Origin of the sequence: Amycolatopsis sp. NBC_01307, from assembly GCF_035975215.1 — a bacterium.
Classification (GTDB): domain Bacteria; phylum Actinomycetota; class Actinomycetes; order Mycobacteriales; family Pseudonocardiaceae; genus Amycolatopsis.
The window spans coordinates 8,235,816-8,256,256 of sequence record NZ_CP108403.1; the positions used below are offsets into that span (position 1 = coordinate 8,235,816).

The 20,441-nt window shown below is 71.2% G+C and carries 23 protein-coding genes; 15 read left to right on the top strand and 8 right to left on the bottom strand.

Annotated elements, in window-relative coordinates:
* Positions 1–387 precede the first annotated feature (387 nt).
* The 5 genes from OG439_RS36260 (at position 388) to OG439_RS36280 (ending at position 4,264) form a co-directional block, all read left to right on the top strand.
* The gene (locus OG439_RS36260; protein ID WP_247059044.1) at positions 388–1,425 is read left to right on the top strand and encodes a fatty acid desaturase family protein; all 1,038 of its coding nucleotides are present in this window, start codon (positions 388–390) and stop codon (positions 1,423–1,425) included.
* Positions 1,422–1,628 carry an RGCVC family protein gene (locus tag OG439_RS36265; RefSeq protein ID WP_326945099.1) on the top strand — a complete coding sequence of 69 codons (207 nt, stop codon included), beginning with the start codon at positions 1,422–1,424 and terminating at the stop codon, positions 1,626–1,628. The genes OG439_RS36260 and OG439_RS36265 overlap by 4 nt, the downstream gene beginning before the upstream one ends.
* Positions 1,625–1,783, top strand: a complete 159-nt coding sequence (locus OG439_RS36270) for a DUF6307 family protein (RefSeq protein ID WP_247059049.1) — start codon at positions 1,625–1,627, stop codon at positions 1,781–1,783. The genes OG439_RS36265 and OG439_RS36270 overlap by 4 nt, the downstream gene beginning before the upstream one ends.
* A gap of 369 nt (positions 1,784–2,152) precedes the next feature.
* Positions 2,153–3,496, top strand: a complete 1,344-nt coding sequence (gene lysA, locus OG439_RS36275; protein WP_326945100.1) for a diaminopimelate decarboxylase — start codon at positions 2,153–2,155, stop codon at positions 3,494–3,496.
* Between the two features lie 291 nt (positions 3,497–3,787).
* Positions 3,788–4,264, top strand: coding sequence for an Lrp/AsnC family transcriptional regulator (locus tag OG439_RS36280; RefSeq protein ID WP_247059053.1), 477 nt, complete (start codon positions 3,788–3,790; stop codon positions 4,262–4,264).
* A gap of 46 nt (positions 4,265–4,310) precedes the next feature.
* Here OG439_RS36280 and helR read toward each other — a convergent pair whose 3' ends face one another.
* Entirely contained in the window at positions 4,311–6,515 is a 2,205-nt protein-coding gene (gene helR / locus OG439_RS36285; RefSeq protein WP_326945101.1) for an RNA polymerase recycling motor ATPase HelR, read from the bottom strand.
* Positions 6,516–6,690: 175 nt separating this feature from the next.
* On the opposite strand from helR, the gene OG439_RS36290 reads away from it, so the two are divergent.
* Complete coding sequence (locus tag OG439_RS36290; RefSeq protein WP_247059057.1) at positions 6,691–7,083, top strand: VOC family protein; 393 nt, start codon at positions 6,691–6,693, stop codon at positions 7,081–7,083.
* On the opposite strand, the gene OG439_RS36295 is transcribed toward OG439_RS36290, so the two are convergent.
* Positions 7,059–7,562: a DUF6328 family protein gene (locus tag OG439_RS36295; RefSeq protein ID WP_326945102.1), complete on the bottom strand. Its 504-nt coding sequence runs from the start codon at positions 7,560–7,562 to the stop codon at positions 7,059–7,061. The two genes, OG439_RS36290 and OG439_RS36295, sit on opposite strands and share 25 nt — an antisense overlap.
* A 105-nt stretch (positions 7,563–7,667) precedes the next feature.
* Between OG439_RS36295 and OG439_RS36300 the strand changes: the two genes are divergently transcribed.
* Positions 7,668–8,225, top strand: coding sequence for a superoxide dismutase (locus tag OG439_RS36300; protein ID WP_326945103.1), 558 nt, complete (start codon positions 7,668–7,670; stop codon positions 8,223–8,225).
* A gap of 7 nt (positions 8,226–8,232) precedes the next feature.
* Here the strand turns inward: OG439_RS36300 and OG439_RS36305 are convergent, their stop codons facing one another.
* The 4 genes from OG439_RS36305 to OG439_RS36320 form a co-directional block, all read right to left on the bottom strand.
* The gene (locus OG439_RS36305; protein ID WP_247059063.1) at positions 8,233–8,625 is read right to left on the bottom strand and encodes a TIGR03667 family PPOX class F420-dependent oxidoreductase; all 393 of its coding nucleotides are present in this window, start codon (positions 8,623–8,625) and stop codon (positions 8,233–8,235) included.
* Positions 8,626–8,697: 72 nt separating this feature from the next.
* The gene (locus OG439_RS36310; protein WP_326945104.1) at positions 8,698–10,596 is read right to left on the bottom strand and encodes a DUF2339 domain-containing protein; all 1,899 of its coding nucleotides are present in this window, start codon (positions 10,594–10,596) and stop codon (positions 8,698–8,700) included.
* Between the two features lie 60 nt (positions 10,597–10,656).
* Positions 10,657–11,622 carry a Gfo/Idh/MocA family protein gene (locus OG439_RS36315; protein WP_326945105.1) on the bottom strand — a complete coding sequence of 322 codons (966 nt, stop codon included), beginning with the start codon at positions 11,620–11,622 and terminating at the stop codon, positions 10,657–10,659.
* Positions 11,619–12,215: a TIGR03086 family metal-binding protein gene (locus OG439_RS36320; protein WP_326945106.1), complete on the bottom strand. Its 597-nt coding sequence runs from the start codon at positions 12,213–12,215 to the stop codon at positions 11,619–11,621. Before OG439_RS36320 ends, OG439_RS36315 begins: the two co-directional genes overlap by 4 nt.
* Before the next feature lie 52 nt (positions 12,216–12,267).
* Between OG439_RS36320 and OG439_RS36325 the strand changes: the two genes are divergently transcribed.
* Complete coding sequence (locus OG439_RS36325; protein ID WP_326945107.1) at positions 12,268–12,681, top strand: MarR family winged helix-turn-helix transcriptional regulator; 414 nt, start codon at positions 12,268–12,270, stop codon at positions 12,679–12,681.
* Positions 12,682–12,904: 223 nt separating this feature from the next.
* A complete protein-coding gene (gene dusB, locus OG439_RS36330) occupies positions 12,905–14,044 on the top strand; it encodes a tRNA dihydrouridine synthase DusB (protein ID WP_326945108.1) in 1,140 nt (379 codons plus the stop codon).
* Here the strand turns inward: dusB and OG439_RS36335 are convergent.
* A complete protein-coding gene (locus OG439_RS36335) occupies positions 14,041–14,742 on the bottom strand; it encodes a hypothetical protein (protein ID WP_326945109.1) in 702 nt (233 codons plus the stop codon). The genes dusB and OG439_RS36335 overlap by 4 nt on opposite strands.
* A 5-nt stretch (positions 14,743–14,747) precedes the next feature.
* On the bottom strand, positions 14,748–15,086 hold the full coding sequence (locus OG439_RS36340; RefSeq protein WP_326945110.1) for a hypothetical protein: 339 nt from the start codon (positions 15,084–15,086) through the stop codon (positions 14,748–14,750).
* Between the two features lie 138 nt (positions 15,087–15,224).
* On the opposite strand from OG439_RS36340, the gene OG439_RS36345 reads away from it, so the two are divergent.
* Genes OG439_RS36345 through OG439_RS36370 form a run of 6 tightly spaced genes read left to right on the top strand, consistent with a single transcriptional unit; the run spans position 15,225 to position 20,439 of the window.
* Entirely contained in the window at positions 15,225–15,884 is a 660-nt protein-coding gene (locus OG439_RS36345) for a VC0807 family protein (RefSeq protein WP_326945111.1), read from the top strand.
* Positions 15,885–15,916: 32 nt separating this feature from the next.
* Positions 15,917–16,609: a GntR family transcriptional regulator gene (locus OG439_RS36350; RefSeq protein ID WP_326945112.1), complete on the top strand. Its 693-nt coding sequence runs from the start codon at positions 15,917–15,919 to the stop codon at positions 16,607–16,609.
* Positions 16,606–17,607 carry an ADP-ribosylglycohydrolase family protein gene (locus OG439_RS36355; protein WP_326945113.1) on the top strand — a complete coding sequence of 334 codons (1,002 nt, stop codon included), beginning with the start codon at positions 16,606–16,608 and terminating at the stop codon, positions 17,605–17,607. The genes OG439_RS36350 and OG439_RS36355 overlap by 4 nt, the downstream gene beginning before the upstream one ends.
* Positions 17,604–18,482: a PfkB family carbohydrate kinase gene (locus OG439_RS36360; protein WP_326945114.1), complete on the top strand. Its 879-nt coding sequence runs from the start codon at positions 17,604–17,606 to the stop codon at positions 18,480–18,482. The genes OG439_RS36355 and OG439_RS36360 overlap by 4 nt, the downstream gene beginning before the upstream one ends.
* Complete coding sequence (locus OG439_RS36365; protein ID WP_326945115.1) at positions 18,479–19,915, top strand: purine-cytosine permease family protein; 1,437 nt, start codon at positions 18,479–18,481, stop codon at positions 19,913–19,915. Before OG439_RS36360 ends, OG439_RS36365 begins: the two co-directional genes overlap by 4 nt.
* Positions 19,912–20,439, top strand: coding sequence for a cysteine hydrolase family protein (locus tag OG439_RS36370; RefSeq protein WP_326945116.1), 528 nt, complete (start codon positions 19,912–19,914; stop codon positions 20,437–20,439). Before OG439_RS36365 ends, OG439_RS36370 begins: the two co-directional genes overlap by 4 nt.
* Positions 20,440–20,441: the final 2 nt, after the last annotated feature.

Here is a 20,441-nt window from a genome sequence, read left to right on the forward strand (position 1 = left end):
GCGATCCTCGCGGTAGCAACCCCACTGGGCGCCTCGGGCGTCGCTTTACACGACCACGGGCGGCTGCTCGCCAGCCGAACGGCTGACATGGTTGCGATACACGCGGGCTCGTGCCCGGCGCGGCTCCCGTCCCCGGCCGAAACTTCTCCCGGCCGGAAGGCTCCGGGTGTGCGGTACGTCACCGCCATCCCGATGTGGCCGACTGTACACCTCGGCGGCCACCTGCGGGAATTGCCAATACGGCGGTGGAGTGAGAGGCTTGCCTAAGGACGCGGTACCACCGCGACCAGGCCCCAGTGCCCTTTTCCCGGACCGGACCCGGACCCTGTCGGGGCCGGAAACCGTTGCTGGTCAAGCCTTTACGACTTACCCAGAGCGGTTGTGCCGATGAGTGCCACCCAAGTTCCGGATACCCCTGTGTCCACCGGCAGCGACTTCGCCGAACTCTCCCGGCTCGTCAAGGCCGCCGGCCTCCTCCAGCGGCGCCGGCGCTACTACGTGCTGCGGATCGGGTTGAACCTCGCCGCCTTCGGTGGCGGCTGGGTGGCGTTCGTCTACCTCGGCGACTCCTGGTGGCAGCTGTTCCTCGCCGCGTTCTTCGCGATGATGTTCGCGCAGCTGTCGTTCATCGGGCACGACGCCGGCCACAAGCAGATCTTCCGCACCCGCAAAGCGAATGACGCGACCGGGTTCGTCCACGGTGGACTCACCGGGCTGAGCTACGGCTGGTGGATGGGCACCCACACCCGCCACCACGCCAACCCGAACCACGAGGACGAAGACCCGGACGTCGACATCGCCGCGCTCGCGTTCAGCAAGGCGCAGAGCGCGCGCAAACGCGGTTTCCTGCGCTGGATGGCGAAGTACCAGGCTTTCCTGTTCTTCCCGCTGCTGCTGCTCGAAGGCCTCAACCTGCACGTCTCCAGCGTGAAAGCGGTGCTGAACAAGGACATCCGCAAGCGCAAGCTGGAGTCCGCGCTGCTGATCGCGCACCTCGCCGCCTACCTCGCGGCCGTGTTCATCGTGCTCTCCCCGCTCACCGGGATCATCTTCGTCCTCGTGCACCAGTTCCTCTGGGGCCTGTACATGGGCTGCTCGTTCGCGCCCAACCACAAGGGCATGGAGATGCTGACCGCCGGGCACACCCTGGACTTCCTGCGCAAGCAGGTGCTCACCTCCCGCAACGTCCGCGGCGGCCCGGTCGTCGACTTCGCCCTCGGCGGCCTGAACTACCAGATCGAGCACCACCTGTTCCCGAGCATGCCCCGGCCGAACCTCAAGCACGCGCAGGTCATCGTCCGGGACTTCTGCGACCGGCACGGGATTTCCTACGCGGAGTGCGGCTGGGCCCGCTCCTACGGCTACGTACTGCAACACCTCCATGAAGCGGGTGAACCGCTACGAGCGAAGAAGGTGATGGCGTGACCGCCCCCGCCCCGGACGCTCTCGAAACGTCCGCCACAGGTCCGCAGTGCCCCAACTGCCCGCACTCCCTCGACGCGCACGACGCCATCGCGCGCCGCTACTGCGCCGCCACCGCGGCCGGCCAGGGCGTCGACCGCGGCTGCGTCTGCGGTACCGCACAGGACCACCAGAAAAAACAGAGCACCGGACAAGGATCACGATGACCGCGTCGACCTCCTACCACAGCCGCTACGACCTGCGCGTCGAGCGCGTCAAGAACATCGTCATGGAAGACACGAAGCTCAACGACACCAAGGCACTGGCGCTGGCCGTGCGGATGGTGCACGAGCTCGACACCGTGCCCGAGCCCGTCCGCTGACGCTCGGTCCGGCAGCACGGCCGGACGCGTGAAACGCGCCGTCGTGGCGGAGGTACGTCGCCACGGCGGGGCCGGCGTCGGCCCGCACGAACCACATCCGCAGGACCGCCGCGATGGCCTGGTCGTCTCCGGCCGCGATCGCCGCGATGTACCGCGAGACGACCCCGCACTCGTCGCCGCTCGGCTCGGCGCGCCGCGAAAGTCACCTCTTCGCAGGTCAACAAGGGTGTGGCCGAAGTTACTCGCGCGTTAAGGACACGTCAGCGGGCGTCGGAAACCCGTCAGGACGGCATTCGGAGGTACTCCGCGAACAGCGAAGCAGAGGTGTTCTGACGGAGTCCGATCCGCCGTGATGCCCGGAGGCACACCGTGACGCTCAGCGAGCTTCTTCCCAGCCTCGGCTGCGAGGCCGCCGATCACCTCGAGCCAGGACTCTGGCCGCGAAGCACCCGACTCGGCGAAGACGGCGAGCTGCTCCTCGCCGGCGCGAAGGTCAGCCACCTCGCCGCCCGCTTCGGGACGCCGTCCTACCTCATCGACGAGCAGCAGGTCCGCGACACCGCGCGCGAGTACCGGCGCGTGCTGCCGGACGTCGAAGTCGCGTACGCGAGCAAGGCGCTGTGCACGCGCTCGGTGCTGCGCTGGGTCGCCGAAGAGGGGCTGTCGCTCGACACCTGCTCCGCGGGCGAAATCGCGGTCGCCCGCGGAGTCGGCTTCCCCGCGGAGCGCATGCTGTTGCACGGCAACGCGAAGACGCCCGAAGACCTGAAGGCCGCGCTCGAGTACGGCGTCCGCCGGATCGTCGTCGACTCGCTCGACGAGATCGAGCAGCTCGGCGCACTCGCCCACGGCGCGCAGCAGGTGATGATCCGCGTGACGCCGGGTGTCGCGGCCGGCGCGCACGCGTCGATCAGCACCGGCACCGAAGGCCAGAAGTTCGGCTTTTCGCTGCTCGACGGCGTCCCGGACAACGTCGACGCCGCCGTGAAAGCCGTCCTCGCCCAGCCCGGGCTGCGGCTGGCCGGGCTGCACTGCCACATCGGCTCGCAGGTCTCGCGTGTCGACCGGTACGAGGCCGCCGCGCGACGGATGGCCGAGGTGCTCGTCCGGATCCGGGACGTCCACGGCGTCACGCTGCGGGAGCTCGACCTCGGCGGCGGCCACGCCGTCCCGTACTTCGGCGGCGAGCCCGCGTTCGACCTCGGCGGCTACTCGCGACGCCTGCGCGTGGCGCTCGGGTACGAGTGCGCGGCGCACGGCTTTCCGTTGCCGCGCTTGACGATCGAGCCCGGCCGGGCGATCGTCGGGCCGGCCGGGATCACGGTGTACCGCGTGTGCGCGGTCAAGCGCGGCAGCCGCACGTTCGTCGCGGTCGACGGCGGCATGAGCGACAACGCGCGGCCGTCGCTCTACGGCGCGCGCTACACGACGCGACTGGTCGGCCGCCGGTCGAAGGAAAAGCGCGCCCCGATGACCGTCGTCGGCCGGCACTGCGAGTCCGGCGACGTCCTCGCCGACGGCATCCTCCTGCCCGGCGACCTGCACGCCGGCGATCTGCTGGCCGTGCCGTGCACCGGCGCCTACCACCACTCGCTGGCCTCGAACTACAACCAGGTGGGCCGCCCGCCGCTGGTCGGTGTGAAGGACGGCGTCGCGACGCTGCTGGTGCGCCGCGAGACCGAGGAAGACCTCGGCCGGCGGGATCTCGGGTGAGGACGACGCCGCCCCGCGCGGCATGCGTTTGTGCTCCTGGAGTTCCGGTTCGGTGACGACGAGCCACCGAACGGGACCCGGGAGCGACCCACGGGTGCCCCCGGCCGTGCGCGGGCGCGCGGAAGAGCCTCGGATTGGCTTGTGATTTTCCTCCCGGGCCACCGATTCCTCGGCTGATCGCCGCGCGCACGCCGGATCACGTGAAGCTGGCCTGGGGCTCTCGCTTTCTGGTCAGGTCTCGATACGCTGCGCACTTGACAAATCACATGCCGAAACACAGGGAGGGACGGCATGGGTGACGAATCACGTGCGCGAGGACTTGACAATACGGACAGATCGCTGATCGCTCTGCTCCAGCAGGACGGCCGGGCCTCGTTCACCGCGCTCGCCAAGGCGGTCGGACTTTCCGAGGGTGCCGTCCGCCAGCGGGTGCAGCGATTGCTGCGCGACGACCTGATGCAGATCGTCGCGGTGACGGACCCCGCCAACGTCGATCTGACGCGGCAGGCGATGGTCGGGATCAGCGTCGACGGCGCGGATCCCCGTGCGGTGGCGGACAAGCTGTCCGAACTGCCGCACGTCCACTACGTCGTGCTGTGCGCCGGACGCTACGACCTGCTGGCGGAACTCGTCTGCCGGGACGACGACCACATGCTCGAAGTGCTCGGTGAGGAGATCCGGCAGATCCCGGGTGTCTCCGGCACCGAGCTGTTCGTGTACCTGAAGCTGGCCAAGCAGAACTACGCCTGGGGCCGGCTCACCGCGTGACGGCCGGGGATGACGGGCCGAGACCCAGCCCGCCACCCCCGTCCGGCTACAGGAACCGGCGGTGCCCCGCGGAAACCGGCACGCCGGCCTCCGCGAGCCCGGTCAGCGACGACGGCAGCGCGTCCCGGTAGAGGACACCGAGGCGCTGCGTGGCGCGGGTGAGGGCGACGTACAGCTCGGCCGCGCCACGCGGCCCTTCGGCCAGGATCCGCTCGGGCTCGACGACGAGAACGGCGTCGAACTCGAGGCCCTTGGTCGCCGACGGCGGGACCGTGCCCGGCACCCCCGCTGGGCCGATCACGACACTCGTGCCTTCCCGGCCGCCTTCGTCGCGGTCGAATTCGTCGATGGCGCCTTGCAAGTCGCCCTCCGCAACTTGTCTGGACCACGGCCGGACCCCGCTCGCGCGCACCGACTCCGGCAGCCGCGCGTCCGGCGCGAACTCCGCGAGCAGCTTGCCGGCGACGGTCATGATCTCCGCCGGCGTGCGGTAGTTCACGGTCAGTTCCCGGTACAGCCAGCGGTCGCGGACGTACGGCGCGAGCACCGGCGCCCACGCCGTCGCCCCGGCCGCCGACCGCCGCTGCGCGAGGTCGCCGACGATCGTGAACGACCGGCTCGGGCACCGCCGCATCAGCACCCGCCAGTCCATTTCGGACAGTTCCTGCGCCTCGTCGACGACGACGTGCCCGTACGTCCAGTCGCGGTCCTCGACCGCGCGTTCGGCGAGGTCACGGGTGTCGCGCTCGGCGAACCGGCCGGCGAGGTCCTCGGCGTAGAGCAGGTCCGTGGCGACCAGCTGGACGTCTTCGTCCAGTTCCTCGCGGTCCAGTTTGAGGAGGTCCATGACGCCGCCGGCGTACTCGGCGTCCGCCTCCGCCTGCCGCTTCGCGGCGGCGCGTTCGGCGGCGTCGTCCCGGCCGAGCAGGTCGGCCAGCTCGTCGAGCAGCGGGACGTCCGAGACCGTCCAGGCCATGCCGTCCGCGCGGGCCAGCGACGGGTCGGCCCCGGCGGCCCGGAGCCGGCGCGGGGACAGGTACAACGGCGCCAGCAGCGTCTCCGGCGTCAGCGACGGCCACAGCGCGTCGACCACCGAGGCGAGTTCTTCGTGCTCCGCCAGTTCTTCGCGGACGTCGGCGCGCAGGTTCTCCCACGCGCCTTCGTCCTCCCGGCTCAGCCAGCCCGCACCGATCTCCGCCACCGCCCGCTCGGTGAGGATCTGGGCGACGGTCTCGCGGAACACCGCGCGAGCCTCGTTGTGCGGCAGTCCCGTCCGCCGCGCCTCGGTCCGCGCCTCGTCGGCGACGTCCTCGTCGAGTTCGACCGTGACGTCGGCCAGCTCGACCGGCACCGGCTCGTCGGGCACCTTCTGCCGGTCGGCGACCGCCGCCGCGAGGACGTCGAGGATCTTCAGCGAGCCCTTGAGCTTCGCCACCTCCGGTGCGTCCTCGGCGGTGACGCGCAGGCCCGGCACGAGGCCGCCGGTGGTCAGGAACACGACGTCCGACTCGCCGAGCGAGGGCAGCACGCGGCCGATGTGGTCCAGGAACACCGGGCTCGGCCCGACCACCAGCACGCCGCTGCGCGACATCCGCTCGCGCTGGGTGTAGAGCAGGTAGGCCACCCGGTGCAGCGCGACCGCGGTCTTGCCGGTGCCGGGGCCGCCTTCGACGACCAGCACACCCGCGTGGCCGAGGCGGATGATCTCGTCCTGCTCGGCCTGGATCGTCGCGACGATGTCGCGCATCCCCGCGCCCCGCGGCGCGTTGACGGCCGCCAGCAGGGCCGCGTCACCGCGCTCGTGGTCGCCGGGACGGCCGAACACCTCGTCGGTGAAGTCGTCGATCCGGCGGCCCATCGTGTGGAACTGGCGGCGTCGCCGCATGTCTTCCGGCGACGCCGCCGTCGCGACGTAGAACGCGCGCGACGCCGGCGCCCGCCAATCGAGCAGCAGTGGTTCGTAGTCGTTTTCGCTGTCGAAGATGCCGATCCGGCCGATGTAACTCCGTTCTCCCGAAACGGCGTCGAGCCTGCCGAAGCAGAGCCCGTTGTCGACGACGTTCAGCCGTGCCGTCTCGCGCGCCCGGACGCGCACGTCGGCGTCGCGCTCGACCAGCGCGATCCCGGTTTCCCCCAGTGCGGCCCGAAAGCGGGCCGCCGCCTGCGCGCGTTCACGGTCCAGACGCGCGTACAGCTCGGCCGTGTACGCGCGTTCGGCCCGCAATTCCTCGTCGTACCCCAGATTTGACAAGTTCCCCTCACAGCGGTTAGACTGACAACACATTCGGCGGATTCTCCCATTCTTTACGGAGAGCACGTCGATTTTTTATTTTCCACCCGCTGTCAAGAGCGAACTCGTCCGCACGGCCTCGCTGGTCAGGCGACTGCCGCCGGACGCGGGATGAGCACCGGTACTGTCTCAACGCATGAGCGGTCCACGGGTGTTCCGGTTGATCCAGCCCGTCGACGACATCGAGGCGGCGGTCGCGTTCTACGCGCGGGTCATCGGCGACCCCGGCGAGCGGGTCGCGCTCAACCGGCACTACTTCACCTGCGGCGGCGTGGTGCTCGCCTGCGTCGAAGCGCCGCTCGAACACCGGGAAGCCCGGCCCGCCAGGGACCCGCGGATCGTCTACCTCGCGGTCGACGACGTCGACGCGGTCTTCGAGCGGGTGCGGGCCGCCGGGCCGCGGTGGCTCGACGACAGCATCGCGACGCAGTTCTGGGGCGAACGCTCCTTCTACGCCGACGACCCGTTCGGCAACCCGCTCTGCTTCGTCCAGGAGGACACGCTCTACGTGGGCGGGCCCGTCGGCTGAGCGTCCTCCAGCGGATCGTCGTCGGTCGGGTGCAGCCGGAACGGGATGGCGAACCACAGCACGCCGAAGATCAGCAGCGTGAGCACCGCGACGACGATCATCGCGGGTTCGCCGTAGACCACCTTCGCGATGAGCGCGACGGTCGACGTGATGGCCAGGGCCAGGCAGACGAGCCCCACCAGCACGAACCGGTTGCCGACGGTCAGGATCCGCTCACGGCTGCCCGTGCGGAACAGCAGCCGGTGCCACGCCGCGGGCGCGGTCAGCAACGCCGTCGCCGCGACCGAGAGCATCACCGCGGTCAGGTGCAGCGACTTCTCGAAGCCGCTGGCGTTGTGGAACCGGTCGGTGAAGACGACCGACAGCAGGAAGCCGAAGAGGATCTGCACGCCGGCCTGCGCCACCCGCAGCTCCTGCAGCAGCTCGCCGACGTTGCGCGTCAGCTGCTGGTTGCGGGTTTCACCGGTGTGTTCGGGCACGGGAGGACGATACGCGGCCCCGGCAACGCCCACCCTCTGAGAAGCGCGTCACTCGTTGGCGTGACGATCATGGCGGCGCCCTGAGCAAGCCCGCTAAGAAGCACCATGCGCCTTCTCCCCTCCGTCGTCGTGGCCGCCGCCCTCGCTGTCCTGGTTCCCGGCGTCGCCGGCGCGTCACCCGTGCACGCCGTGACCGCGGGCGGCACGTTCACCGCGTACGCCCCCGGCGCGCACGCGGTGACGTACCGCCCCGACCTCGTCCCGCTCGGCGCCCGGGCCCACGTGTTCAGCCTCGCGGCCGCCCACTCGGGCACGACGACCTCCCTCGTCGTCACCGGGCTGCTGCCGGGCCACTCCTACGGCGCCCACGCGCACGCCCAGCCGTGCGGCGCCACCGGTGACGCCGCCGGGCCGCACTTCCAGCACGTGCCGGACCCGGTGAAGCCGTCCGTCGACCCCGCGTACGCGAACCCCCGCAACGAGATCTGGCTCGACTTCACCACCGACCGGCTGGGCACCGGCTTCGCCAGGTCCACTGTGGACTGGACGTTCGGCGTGCGGCGGGCGCACTCCGTGGTGGTCCACGAAACCCACACGCACACCGACCCGGGTCACGCGGGCACCGCCGGCGCCCGCCTCGCCTGCCTGGACGTCGCCTTCTAGAACTCCGCTAGAACCCCCAGGACCGCTCGGGCACCACGCGGATGCGGACGGAGTACGCGGCGTCGAACGCTTCCGGCGTCTCGAAGCCGATGGCGCTGTAGCGGGAGCCGTACTTGTCGAGGTACCCGGGCGCTTCCGAGGCCTTGCCCGCCTCGATCTGCGCCTTCCCGTTCACCACGAGGATCGAACCGCCGTGGTCATCGCTGTTCAGGTTCAGCGTGACCTCGGGGTTCGCCTCGATGTGCCGCAGCTTCGCGGTGTCCGGCCGGCTGAACACCAGGATGTCGTCGCCGTCGAGCACGAACCACACCGGCCGTGGCGCGGGCCGCCCCTTCGGCGTCACGGTGGTCAGCCAGCCGATCGGTTCCCCGGCTCGGTCGGCGAGTTTCGGTGCGGCCATGGCTTCGTGCTCCCCTGGGTCGGTCGGACTTGTGATCCAGGTAACCACGGGGCACCGACAATTTCTTCCCGCTCAGCGCGAGGCGACGCGCCGCGCGTACCGCGACCCGGCCGCCAGCAGCACCAGCCCGGCGCCGAGGAACGCGCCGACGCGGGCGAGGCCGTCCAGCGCCGAGAGGTCGAACAGCACCAGCTTCAGCACCGCGGCGCCGACCAGGATCAAGCCGATCACGCGCAGCGCGACCAGCTCGATGCCGCGCAGCAGCAGGACGAGCGCGGCGACCGTCCAGGACACCGTGATCAGCGCGTGGCCCAGCAGGAACCCGGCGCGCCCGGGCAGCGCCAGCATCGACCCGCTCAGCACGAGCCCGCCGGCGCCGTACAGCGCCGCGATCCCGGCCAGCAGCCAGATGGGCAGGTCGTCGGACGGGCCCTTGAAGATCTCCAGCCGCGCCGCCGCCCACGGCAGCGCGATCGACACGGCGAGGATCAGCAGTGACACCACGAGCGCGCCGGCCAGGTCGGCGGCCGACCGCGGGCGCGAGACGATCAGCAGCGCCGGCGTCACGTCGAAGAACACGCCGATCAGGCCGCCGAGGGTCGCGAAGCCGAGCGCGGCACCGAGGGCGAGGCGGTTGCGCCCGCCCAGCGCGGCCACGACGAGCAGCAGCGCCTCGCCCAGCAGCACCCCGGCGCGGGCCGGGCCGTCGAACTGGGTGACCGTCGCCTGCAGGATCGCCAGCAGCCCGGCGAGCCCGGCCAGCTGCCCGGCGAGCCCGCCCCAGAACTTGCGCGTGGCCCACACGGCGAGCAGCACGACGCCCGCCCCGGCCGCGACCGGCACGGCCTGGACCTTCGGCAGCAGCAGCGCGGCGACCAGCGTCGGCACGACCGCCGTCGCCAGCACCGAAAGCGCGGCGGGGTCGTTTTCCCGGCGCCGCAGGACGATCAGCGCGAGCGCGATCCCGACGACCGAGGTGCCGGCCGCCGCGGCCGTGGTGGCCCAGCTACCGCCCGAACCCGCGACCGCGGTGGCGATCACGGACGCGAGCAGCGGCGGGATCCCGGCGGCCAGCGTCAGCGACGACCAGTCACGGCGCAGCTGCACCGGCGTCGTCGCGAGCTGGACCATCAGCAGGAAGGTGACCAGTTCCGCGGTGAAGCCGCCGGTGATCATCGGCGCGCACACGACACAGCCGATGACGACGGCGGAAGCCAGCAGCGGCGATTCCCAGCGCACGGCCACGAGCAGCCCGCCGACGGTGATGGCCAGCCCGATCGCGAGCCCGGCGAGCACCGGCAGGTACTCGTACAGCGACGTCGCCGCGACGGCGTCCAGGTAGAGCGTCGCGATGCCGGTGGCGGCCAGCGCGAACGCGCCGGTGCGGCCGGCGGGCTTGCGGTGCAGCCACACGCCGGTGCCGGTCAGCGCCAGCCCGAAGGCGGCGCCGATGAGCACCCGCGGCAGCGGCCCGAGCCAGCCCCGCTGCACGGCCAGGACCAGCAGCAGGACGACGCCGAGCAGCGTCACGCCACCGCCGACCCAGGCCAGCACCCGGCTGCCCGCGCCCTCCTTGCCGAGCTTCTCGCCCAGCGTCTGACGCGGCACGGGCTGGTACGGCGGCTGCGGCGTGAAGTACCGCTGCTGCGGCGGCGGCTGGGGCGGCTGCCACTGGTACTGCGGCGGCCACGGCGGCGGCATCTGGGGCTGGGGTTGAGGTTGGGGATGCGGCGGCACGGCCTGCGGCTTCGGTGCCTGCTGCGGTTGCGGTTTCGGCTGCTCAGCCTGCTTCGGCGCTTCAGCAGGCTTCTGCGCTTCGGCCTGCTTCGGCGCTTCAGCAGGCTTCGGCGCTTCGGTCGGCTTCGGCTCGCCCTGGGCGGTCCGCAGTTCGGAACCCACCACTGCGAGCCGACGCCCCAGGTCGTCGATCTCGCCGGCGAGCCGGAGGAGCACATTCGCTTCGGTGGTCATACCGGACAGCGTCACGCACCGGCCCCCACCTGCGGATCCGTAGCACTACTCAAACCCCGGTCACGTCCTGGTCGCGGCCACCACCCGGTCCATCGTGGTCATGATCGAGACCGTCTCGTCGAGCGGCATGTGCGGGCTCTCGGTCTCCCCGGCGGCCAGCCGCAGCGCCACCTCGTCGGCCTGGTGCCGCAGGCCGCGGCCCTCGTCGACGTACTCGAAGCGGCTCCGGTCGCCTTCGCGCGGGATGAGCGTGAACGACGCGGGCGCGTAGAACGGGCCCTCGATCTCGATCCGCGCGTCCGTGCCGACGATCGTCGCCGAGGTCGGCGAGACCGCGCGCAACGTGCAGCTCAGCACGGCCTGCGCGCCACCGGCGTAGCCGAACAGCATCGACGTCTGCGCGTCGACGCCGGTGAACGCGGGCGCGACCATGCTGAGGACGCGGTCGGGCGCGCCGAGGATCATCGACGCGAACGAAACCGGGTAGATCCCCAGGTCCAGCCGGGCGCCGCCGCCCAGTTCCGGCGCGAACAGCCGGAAGGCCGGGTCCTCGGCGAACCACTGGCCGTGGTCGGCGGTGACCGTGACGACGTCGCCGAGCCGCGGCAGCAGCTCCCGGACGTGCCGGATGTGCGGCAGGAAGCGCGTCCACATCGCCTCCATCAGGAAGAGGCCGCGCTCCCGGGCCAGCGCGACGAGGTCCCGCGCCTCCTCGGCGTTCATGGTGAACGGCTTCTCGACGAGCACGGGCTTGCCGGCTTCGAGCGCGAGCCGCGCGTTGCCGTGGTGCAGCGGGTGCGGCGTCGCGACGTAGACGACATCGATGTCAGGATCGTTCGCGAGGGCTTCGTAGCTGCTGTGCCGGGTTTCGACGCCGAGCCGGTCGGCGAAGGCGGCCGCGCTCTCGGCCGTGCGCGACCCGACGGCGGCGACAACGCCGGAGCCCGTCAGCTCCAGGTCTTCCGCGAAAGCGCTCGCGATCCCGCCGGTGCCCATGATTCCCCAGCGCAGGGGTGTGGTCGTCATGCCACCGACTCTAGGTCCTCCGGCCACTTCGGCGAACGTCCGAGCAGCGCGACGACGCGGTCCAAACCGGACAGCTCGCCCGCGTCGACGGCCGGTCCGAAGGCCGCACCGGGCGCGAGCCGGGACTGTCCACCCGGGACGGACGCGGTGATGCGCAGCGCGGCGTCCAGGACGTCCTGGTCGAAGCGGACCGGCAGGCCGAGCGTGCGCGCCACGTCCCAGGAGTGCACGACGTAGTCGACGAAGTGGAAGCCGAGCACCTGCTCCGGGCGGAAGGTGACCTCGGCGCTGAACTCCGGCAGCGGGATCTCCTCGCGGTCGATGGCCGCGAAGGCGTCCAGGACCTGCTCCACGGAGTCGCGGTAGGTGGCGACCGGGTCGTCGCCGAGGGAGACGAGCTTCCAGCGGCCGAGGTCGCCGTCACCGCTCGCCGCGGCGGCGAACCCGAGGTTCTGGGTGGTCATGTGGGCCACGAGGCCGTACAGGGTCCAGGCCGCGCACGGCGTCGGCTTGGCGAAGTCGGCCGGCGTGCTGCGGGCGACGAGATCGAGGCTGGTCCGGGTGGCGACGGCGTCAAGTTCATTGATAAGCATACGCATATCGTCTACGCACGCTTATCATCTGTCAAGCGGCTAGGGTCAGCGCATGGCGGAGCGACCGGATCTCGCGGCGATGCTCGGCGGACTGGTGCGCAGCCTGGTCGCGCTGGAGACACCGGTGCTCGAGGAGCACCGGCTGAGCATGTGGGGTTACGTCGTGCTCAGCGCGCTCGACGACAGCCCGGTGCGCACCCAGGCGGCGCTCGCCCAGGCGATCGGCGCCGACAAGACGCGGATCATCGGCACGCTCGACGAGCTGCAGGACGCGGGGCTGATCAGCCGCGAGCCGGACCCGGCCGACCGCCGCGTCCGCCTGCTGGCGATCACCGAGGCGGGCCGGGAGCGGCGGCGGGCCGCGCAGAACCGGATCCAGGCCAAGGAAGAACGCTTGCTGGCGCGGCTGCCCGCGGCCGACCGGGCGGCGTTCCTCCGCGCGGCGCAGGCGCTCGCGGCGGAGTAGCGCGTCAGGGCTTGCGGGCGACGACGCCGGCGATGAACCGCGTCCGGTCGTTCTCTTCGAGCAGCGCCCGCCCGTGCGCGACGACGACCGGTACCGCCGGTTCTCCAGTGCGAGGTCCGCGACCTCGGGCATCAGCGCACCCAGCGTAGTGGAGCGGGTCTGCCGCGTGAAGGCGCGCGGTGCTTCCGGCCCCTGGTCGACGTGACCGACACCACAAGCGACAATGGAGGACGTGACCGCCACCCTGAGCAAGCCCGCCCTGAAGATCGGCCCGTACGAGGTCGATCCGCCGGTCGTGCTCGCACCCATGGCCGGGATCACCAACGTCGCCTTCCGGCAGCTGTGCGCCGAGTACGGCGCGGGGATCTACGTGTGCGAGATGATCACCGCGCGGGCCGTCGTCGAACGGCACCCCGGGACCATGCACATGATGACCTTCGGCGAGCACGAAAAGCCCCGGTCCATGCAGCTCTACGGCGTCGACCCGAAGACCATGGCCGAAGCCGTCCGGATCATCGTCGGCGAGGGGCTCGCCGACCACATCGACTCCAACTTCGGCTGCCCGGTCGCGAAGGTGACGCGCAAGGGCGGCGGGGCGGCGCTGCCGTTCAAGCGGAAGCTGTTCGCCGACATCGTGCGCGAGTCCGCGGCCGCCGCCGGCGACGTCCCCTTCACCGTGAAGTTCCGCGTCGGCATCGACGACGACCACCTGACCTACCTCGACGCCGGCCGCATCGCGGAAGCCGAAGGCGCGGCGGCCGTCAGCCTGCACGCGCGCACCGCGGCGCAGCGCTACTCGGGCCAGGCCGACTGGACCAAGATCGCGGCGCTGAAGGAAGCGGTCACCACCATCCCGGTGCTGGGCAACGGCGACATCTTCTCCGCTGCCGACGCCCTGCGCATGGTCGCGGAAACGGGTTGCGACGGCGTCGTAGTCGGCCGCGGCTGCCTGGGCCGCCCGTGGCTGTTCGGCGAGCTGGAGGCGGCCTTCGCCGGCCGCCCGCTGCCGACCCCGCCCAACCTCGGCGAGGTCGCGCAGGTCCTGCGCCGCCACGCCGAGCTGCTCATCCAGCACGACGGCGAAACCAAGGCCCTGCGCGACCTGCGCAAGCACATGGCCTGGTACTTCATGAACTTCCCGGTCGGTGCGGAACTGCGCCGCGGGTTCGCGATGGTGTCGGGCTTACCGGAACTGGACGACCTGATCGGCAAGCTGGACCACGACGCCCCGTTCCCAGCGAACGCCGACGGCCCGCGTGGCCGTCAGGGTTCGCCGGGCAAGGTGACGCTCCCCCACGGCTGGCTGAACGACCCGGACGACGACTGCGTCCCGGAAACGGAAGACATGCACTCCGGCGGCTAAGGGCGCACCAGCTCCGAGATCAGCGCGGCGACGTCTGACTCCTGGCCGGCCCGCAGCTCGGCGGTCCGGTCGCCGCGGCGCACTCGCACTGTCCCCTCGCGATTTCGGGACGCCCAGCTCGTGAGGACCCCCAGGACGGCCTCGACGCCCGGAGCCGAAAGGTCGACGATGCGCAGCCCGTGCTCGCCCTGCCGCAGGATGGTCCAGGTCTCCAGCGCTTCCAATCGACCGGACAACTCGGTGGCGAGGCCGTCCAACGCGGCTTCGTCCGTCCAGGTCGGCAACGTGACGTCCAGGTCGTTCTCGACGCCCCGCAGATCCGCCTGAACCCGCCACCCCGCCGGCGTCAGGCTGAATCCGGTCACCGCATCGCCGTGGACCAGGCCGGTTCGGCGCAGGTCGTAGATCACCGCGTCCGCCACCTGCTCGTCGGGCGAGGTGAACTCCGCCAGCCGGTCGCGGGTCACGGCACCGCCCTCACCCGCCAGCTCGGCGATTCCCCGCAGAGCGGTGACGAGGCCGGAAACTCCCCCGCCTCCGGCCGCAGACACGATCGAAGACGCGAACTTCGACGTAGCCGACAAGGTGAAGGACGTCGAAGCGAGCCGGCGAACCTGTTCCGGCGTCGGCCGCCCCAGCTTTTCGTCCAGCACCACGCGCAGCTGGGCGGCCGCGATGTGCTCCTCCGTGATGTCCATCGGATTCACTCCGGCTCAGCGAGATCGTCGAGCAGCTTGTCCAGTACACGCCCCTGGAAGACGTCGAGCAACAGGCACTCGTCGCGCTGAGCCAGCTCGGACTGCGCGAGCTTGGCCAGCAGCTTCAAGCCGACGACCCGTTTGGCCGGCTGGTCGTCGAGAGCGAGTTCCGACGCCCACACGAAGCGCCGCCACCACTCTTCGCGGCGAGCCGCGAGCTCACGCTGCTCGGTGGCCCGGTCGTTGCCGCGGACCGAGAAGCGGACTCCCACCACGGCCGCACCTGCGGTCAGCACACCGGCGAGCAGGGACAGGCCGGCCTGTACCCAGGGATTCACTGTCACCTGCCGTCGTCGAAGCCGTGGGCTCGAATGCTAGCGAGTCAACGGCTTCGGAGACACCGGCGAACCATGACATCTGTCAGCCCGAAGTCGTGGCGGACGGCATCCTTCCCCAGCCCTCCGCCGCGACAAGCTCTTCCCATGACGAACTCCAGCGCTCCCGCCTCGCTCCTCAAGACGCTCGCCGTCGAGATCGCTCTGCCGACCGGCGTTTACTACGGGCTCCACTCGCTCGGTGCCAGTGTCTTCCTGTCGCTCGCCCTCAGCGGGGTCGTTCCCCTGGCGCGGACGCTCTACCAGTTCGCCAAGGACCGGACGCTCAACGGTCTCGCGCTGGTCGTGCTGGTGACCAACGTCGTCGGGATGCTGCTGACCTTCGTCGCCGGGGATGCGCGGATGATGATCGCCAAGGACTCGATCGGCAGCGGGATCACCGGGCTCGTCATCCTGATCTCCGCGTTCGGCGCGCAGCCGATCATGACCAAGGCGCTGCGCCCGTTCCTCACCCACGGCAAGGCCGACCACGAAGGCGCCTGGGAGCGCCTCACCGGCAACCGCCGGTTCGAGACCGTCCTGCGTCGCGCCAGCTTCGTGTGGGGCATCGGCTTCATGCTGGAGAGCGCGGCTCGGATCGTCGGTGCCTTCACGCTGCCCGTCGAGACCATGGTGTGGCTGAGCACCGTCCTGTTCATCGGCTCCTTCGCGCTGATCATGGTCGTGGCCGGGGCGATGAGCGCCGAGGCCGGCGAGATGGTCGCGAACGAGGCCAAGACGGACGACCGCGCGCTCGTCGCCGCTTGACCTGCGGAAACCACGGGTGTACAGGTGTGTACATGTACACCAAGCGGGAGCAGCTGGTCGGCGATCTCTCCGACCTGATCCGGTCCGGGCGGCTCGCCCACGGCGATCGGCTGCCCGGCGAGAACCAGCTCGCGCTGCAGTACCAGGTCAGCCGCGGCACCGTCCGCAGCGCGCTCTCCGAACTGCAGCAGCTCGAGCTCATCTCCACTCAGGCCGGCGTCGGCTCGTTCGTCACCTTCGACGGCGTCCAGCTCGACCAGCGGCTCGGCTGGGCCCGCGCGCTCGCCGACGCCGGGGCGCCCGTCACCACCGAGCTGCTCGGCATCGAAGCCGTCGAAGACCAAGCCCTGCAAGAGGAATTCGGACTGGACGGCTACGTCGCCGTCCGGCGGGTGCGGCGGGAACACGGGCGCGGGATCTCCCTCGAGACGGCGACCGTGCCCGCGATCGGGCCGCTGGCCGAACTCCCCGGGACCGGTCTCCGGGAGGACTCCCTGACCAAGACGCTCGAAGCCGCCGGGCTGGTCTCCACCGGCGGTGACCAGTGGATCAGCACCGAACGGCTCGACGCCTGCGCCGCCGGACTCCTCGGCCGCGCCATCGGTGAGCTCTTCCTCCGCGCCGAGCGCACCTCGGTCGACGTCGAGGGCCGGCTCGTCGAACGCGTCGTCAGCCTCCTGGACCCCGACCGGTTCCAGTTCCACCTCACCTTCGGACACCGATGACCGCGCGGGACCGGGCGCTCGGCGCGTTCACCGGGCTCGCCGTCGGCGACGCGCTGGGGATGCCGACGCAGTCCATGTCCCGCGCCGCCATCGCCGCCGCCTACGGGCCGGTCACCGGGCTGCTCACCGCCGTCGCCGAGCAGCCGGTCGCGCCGTCGATGCCCGCCGGCTCGATCACCGACGACACCGAGCAGGCCATCCTGCTGGCCCGGCTGCTCATCGACGGCCGCGGCACCGTCGACCCGCGGGTCTTCGCCGACGCCCTGCTGATCTGGGAGGCGGACATGGTCCGCCGCGGCTCGGCGGACCTGCTCGGCCCGTCGACGAAGCGCGCGCTCTCCCGCCTCCAGGACGGCGTCCCGGCCGACGAAGCCGGCCGCACCGGGACCACCAACGGCGCCGCCATGCGCGTCACGCCGGTCGGCATCGCGACGCCGTCGGGGAACCTGCACGCCCTGGTCGACGCGGTCGTCGCGACCGCGCGCGTCACCCACAACACCAGCCTCGGCATCGCCGCCGCGGCGGCGGTCGCGGCCGCCGTCTCCGCCGGGGTCGACGGCGCGAGCCTGCCCGAAGCGCTCGACGCCGGCGAGCGCGCGGCCGTCGTCGGCGGGGAACGCGGGCACTGGGCGGCCGGCGGCGAGATCGCCGCCCGGATCCACTGGGCGCGCGGCTGGGTGCGGGGCATGACGCACGACGCCGTCGCCGACGCGGTCGCCGAGGTGATCGGGACGTCGGTGGCGTCGCAGGAGTCCGTCGTGGCCGCTTTCGCGCTGGCCGAAGCCATGGGTGACGACCCCGCCGCGGCGCTGCGCCTGGCCGCCGGGCTGGGCGGCGACACCGACACCGTCGCGGCGATCTGCGGGGCCATGCTCGGCGCCGCGCACGGCGTCGACGCCATCCCGGCGGACCTCGCCGAGACCGTCCGCGCCGTGAACCACCTCGACCTCGGCCCGCTGGTGGACGAGCTCCTCACCCTGAGACGGCGCGCGCGGTGACCGGGCGGCTGGTGCACACCGGACAGGTCGTGATCGACCTGGTCATGGCGGTGCCCACGCTGCCACCGCCGGGCGGCGACGTCCTGGCGTCTTCGACGAACTTGCTGCCAGGCGGCGGTTTCAACGTCATGTCCGCGGCCGCGCGCTCCGGCGCCCGCGTGCTGTACGCGGGCAGCCACGGCACCGGCGCCTTCGGCGACCTCGCCCGCGAAGCCCTTGCGCACGAAGGCATCCAGGTGGCCCACGAGCCGACGCCGGACCTGGACACCGGCGTCGTCGTCGCGCTCGTCGACGCGACCGGTGAGCGCACCTTCGCGACCGGCACCGGCGCCGAAGGACGGCTGTACTCAGCACTCCTCGATCATGTCCACCCAAAGAGTGACGACGTCGTCTACGTCACCGGGTACAGTCTGTTGCACGAGATCAATCGAACTGCTCTCTTCGCTTGGCTGCCTCATCTGCCCGGCTCGAGGATTCTGTTCGACCCCGGCCCACTCATCGCCGAGCTTGATCTTGGAGCCCTCCGTGACACACTGTCCATAGTAGACATTCTCAGCTGCAACGCGTGCGAAGCCGAGGTCCTCGGCGAGCTGCCCTCGGTTGCCGTCGTCCGCGACGGCGCGAAGGGTTGCCGCGTCCACGAAAACGGCCGGACCGCGGAGGTCCCGGGCTTCCCCGTGGACGCCGTGGACACCAACGGCGCGGGCGACACGCATTGCGGCGTGCTGGCCGCGGAGCTGTTGCGCGGCAGTACCCTCCTCGACGCCGCCGTGCGCGCCAACGCGGCGGCCGCGCTTTCGGTGACCCGCCGGGGTCCGGCCACCGCGCCGGACCGGGCGGCGATCGACCGCCTACTGACCAGGAACGAGCCATGACCACGACCGAACGCAAGCTCAAGGTGGAGACCAACGGCCTCGACGTGATCGACGACGCCGAGCGCCGCGGCAGCCCGCGCGGGCTGTTCTGGCCGTGGTTCGGCGCGAACGTCTCGGTGCTCGGGCTGAGCTACGGCTCGTTCACGCTCGCGTTCGGCATCTCGTTCTGGCAGGCGCTGGTCGCCGGCGTCGTCGGGATCGTCTTCTCGTTCCTGCTGTGCGGGTTCGTCGCGATCGCGGGCAAACGCGGGTCCGCGCCGACGATGCTGCTCTCGCGCGCGGCCTTCGGCGTCCGCGGCAACCGGCTGCCGTCGGCGATCTCGTGGATCCTCACCGTGGGCTGGGAAACCGTGCTCACGGCGCTGGCGACACTGGCCACCGGGACCGTCGTCAAACGGCTCGGCTGGGGTGATGGCACGGCGGCGAGCGTGATCGCGCTGGTCGTGGTCGCGGTGCTGATCGTCGGCGCCGGCGTGCTCGGGTTCGACGCCATCATGAAGCTGCAGACGTGGATCACCTGGATCACCGGCGTGCTCACGATCGTCTACGTGATCTTGGTGGCGGGTGACGTCCACTGGGCCGCGGTCAGCGCGCTGCCGTCCGGCTCCGCGCAGCAGTGGATCGGCGCGCTGGTGTTCCTGATGACCGGCTTCGGCCTCGGCTGGGTCAACGCGGCCGCGGACTACTCGCGTTACCTGCCACGCTCGGCGTCCGGCCGTGGCGTGATCGGCTGGACGACGTTCGGCGCGTCGGTCGCGCCGCTGGTGCTGCTGGTGTTCGGGCTGCTGCTGGCCGGGTCGTCGACCGACCTGAGCAAAGCGATCGGCCTCGACCCGATCGGCGCGCTGACGACGTTGCTGCCGCTGTGGTTCCTGGTGCCGTTCGCGATCGTCGCAGTACTGGGCCTGGTCGGCGGCGCGGTGCTGGACATCTACTCGTCCGGGCTGGCGCTGCTCTCGGCCGGCCTGCGCGTGCCGCGCCCGATCGCGGCGCTCGTCGACGGCGTGCTCATGGTGCTCGGCACGGTCTACATCGTCTTCTTCAGCGACGGTTTCCTCGGGCAGTTCCAGGGTTTCCTGGTCACGCTGGGCGTCCCGGTCGCGGCCTGGTGCGGCGTGATGCTGGCGGACGTCCTGCTGCGCCGTCGCGACTACGCCGAGCAGGACCTGTTCGACCGGGCGGGGCGCTACGGAGACGTCCGGTTCGGCCCGATCGCGCTGATCGTGGTCGCGACGGCGCTCGGCTGGGGCCTGGTGACGAACACGTCCGCGGGCTGGCTGAACTGGCAGGGTTACCTGCTGGAACCGTTCGGCCTCGGCGGCCGCGACGGCTCGTGGGCGTTCGCCAACCTCGGCGTGCTGGTGGCGCTGGTGCTCGGGTTCGCCGTCACGCTGGCGACAAAACGGCGGATCCGCGCCCAGGAGGCGGCGTGAAGTCGATCCTGGCGGTCATCGACCTGCAGAACATCTTCGCCGACCCGGCGAGCGAGTGGTTCACCCCGCGCTTCGCGGAGGTGGTGCCGCGAATCCACCGCCTGGTGAAGGCGTTCGGCGACGACGTCGTGTTCACCCGGTTCATCGCGCCGGCTCGCCCGGAGGGCGCGTGGAAGCAGTACTACGCGCGGTGGCCGTTCGCGTTGCAACCACCGGAGTCGCCGTTGTACCAAGTGATCCCCGAGTTCCAGCCAGCGTCCACTGTGGACGCGACCACGTTCGGCAAGTGGAACCCACGCCTGGCGACCCGGGTGGGCGGCGCGCGCCTGGTGCTGGCGGGGGTGTCGACGGACTGCTGCGTGTTGTCGACGGCCTTGGCGGCGGTGGACGCGGGCGTCGCGGTCACAGTCGTCTCGGACGCGTGCGCGGGGGTGGACGACGAGAGCCACACGAAGACGCTGGACATCCTGCGCCTGTACGGGCCGCTGGTGAAGGTGGCCACTTCGGAGGAGGTGCTCGGCTAGGC

Coding starts and splice junctions, on each gene's coding strand:
- OG439_RS36260 (WP_247059044.1), top strand. CDS start 388: ATGAGTGCCACCCAAGTTCCGGATACCCCTGTGTCCACCGGCAGCGAC.
- OG439_RS36270 (WP_247059049.1), top strand. CDS start 1,625: ATGACCGCGTCGACCTCCTACCACAGCCGCTACGACCTGCGCGTCGAG.
- OG439_RS36280 (WP_247059053.1), top strand. CDS start 3,788: ATGGGTGACGAATCACGTGCGCGAGGACTTGACAATACGGACAGATCG.
- OG439_RS36290 (WP_247059057.1), top strand. CDS start 6,691: ATGAGCGGTCCACGGGTGTTCCGGTTGATCCAGCCCGTCGACGACATC.
- OG439_RS36300 (WP_326945103.1), top strand. CDS start 7,668: ATGCGCCTTCTCCCCTCCGTCGTCGTGGCCGCCGCCCTCGCTGTCCTG.
- OG439_RS36305 (WP_247059063.1), bottom strand. CDS start 8,625: ATGGCCGCACCGAAACTCGCCGACCGAGCCGGGGAACCGATCGGCTGG.
- OG439_RS36310 (WP_326945104.1), bottom strand. CDS start 10,596: ATGACCACCGAAGCGAATGTGCTCCTCCGGCTCGCCGGCGAGATCGAC.
- OG439_RS36315 (WP_326945105.1), bottom strand. CDS start 11,622: ATGACGACCACACCCCTGCGCTGGGGAATCATGGGCACCGGCGGGATC.
- OG439_RS36320 (WP_326945106.1), bottom strand. CDS start 12,215: ATGCTTATCAATGAACTTGACGCCGTCGCCACCCGGACCAGCCTCGAT.
- OG439_RS36325 (WP_326945107.1), top strand. CDS start 12,268: ATGGCGGAGCGACCGGATCTCGCGGCGATGCTCGGCGGACTGGTGCGC.
- dusB (WP_326945108.1), top strand. CDS start 12,905: ATGGAGGACGTGACCGCCACCCTGAGCAAGCCCGCCCTGAAGATCGGC.
- OG439_RS36335 (WP_326945109.1), bottom strand. CDS start 14,742: ATGGACATCACGGAGGAGCACATCGCGGCCGCCCAGCTGCGCGTGGTG.
- OG439_RS36345 (WP_326945111.1), top strand. CDS start 15,225: ATGACGAACTCCAGCGCTCCCGCCTCGCTCCTCAAGACGCTCGCCGTC.
- OG439_RS36350 (WP_326945112.1), top strand. CDS start 15,917: ATGTACACCAAGCGGGAGCAGCTGGTCGGCGATCTCTCCGACCTGATC.
- OG439_RS36355 (WP_326945113.1), top strand. CDS start 16,606: ATGACCGCGCGGGACCGGGCGCTCGGCGCGTTCACCGGGCTCGCCGTC.
- OG439_RS36365 (WP_326945115.1), top strand. CDS start 18,479: ATGACCACGACCGAACGCAAGCTCAAGGTGGAGACCAACGGCCTCGAC.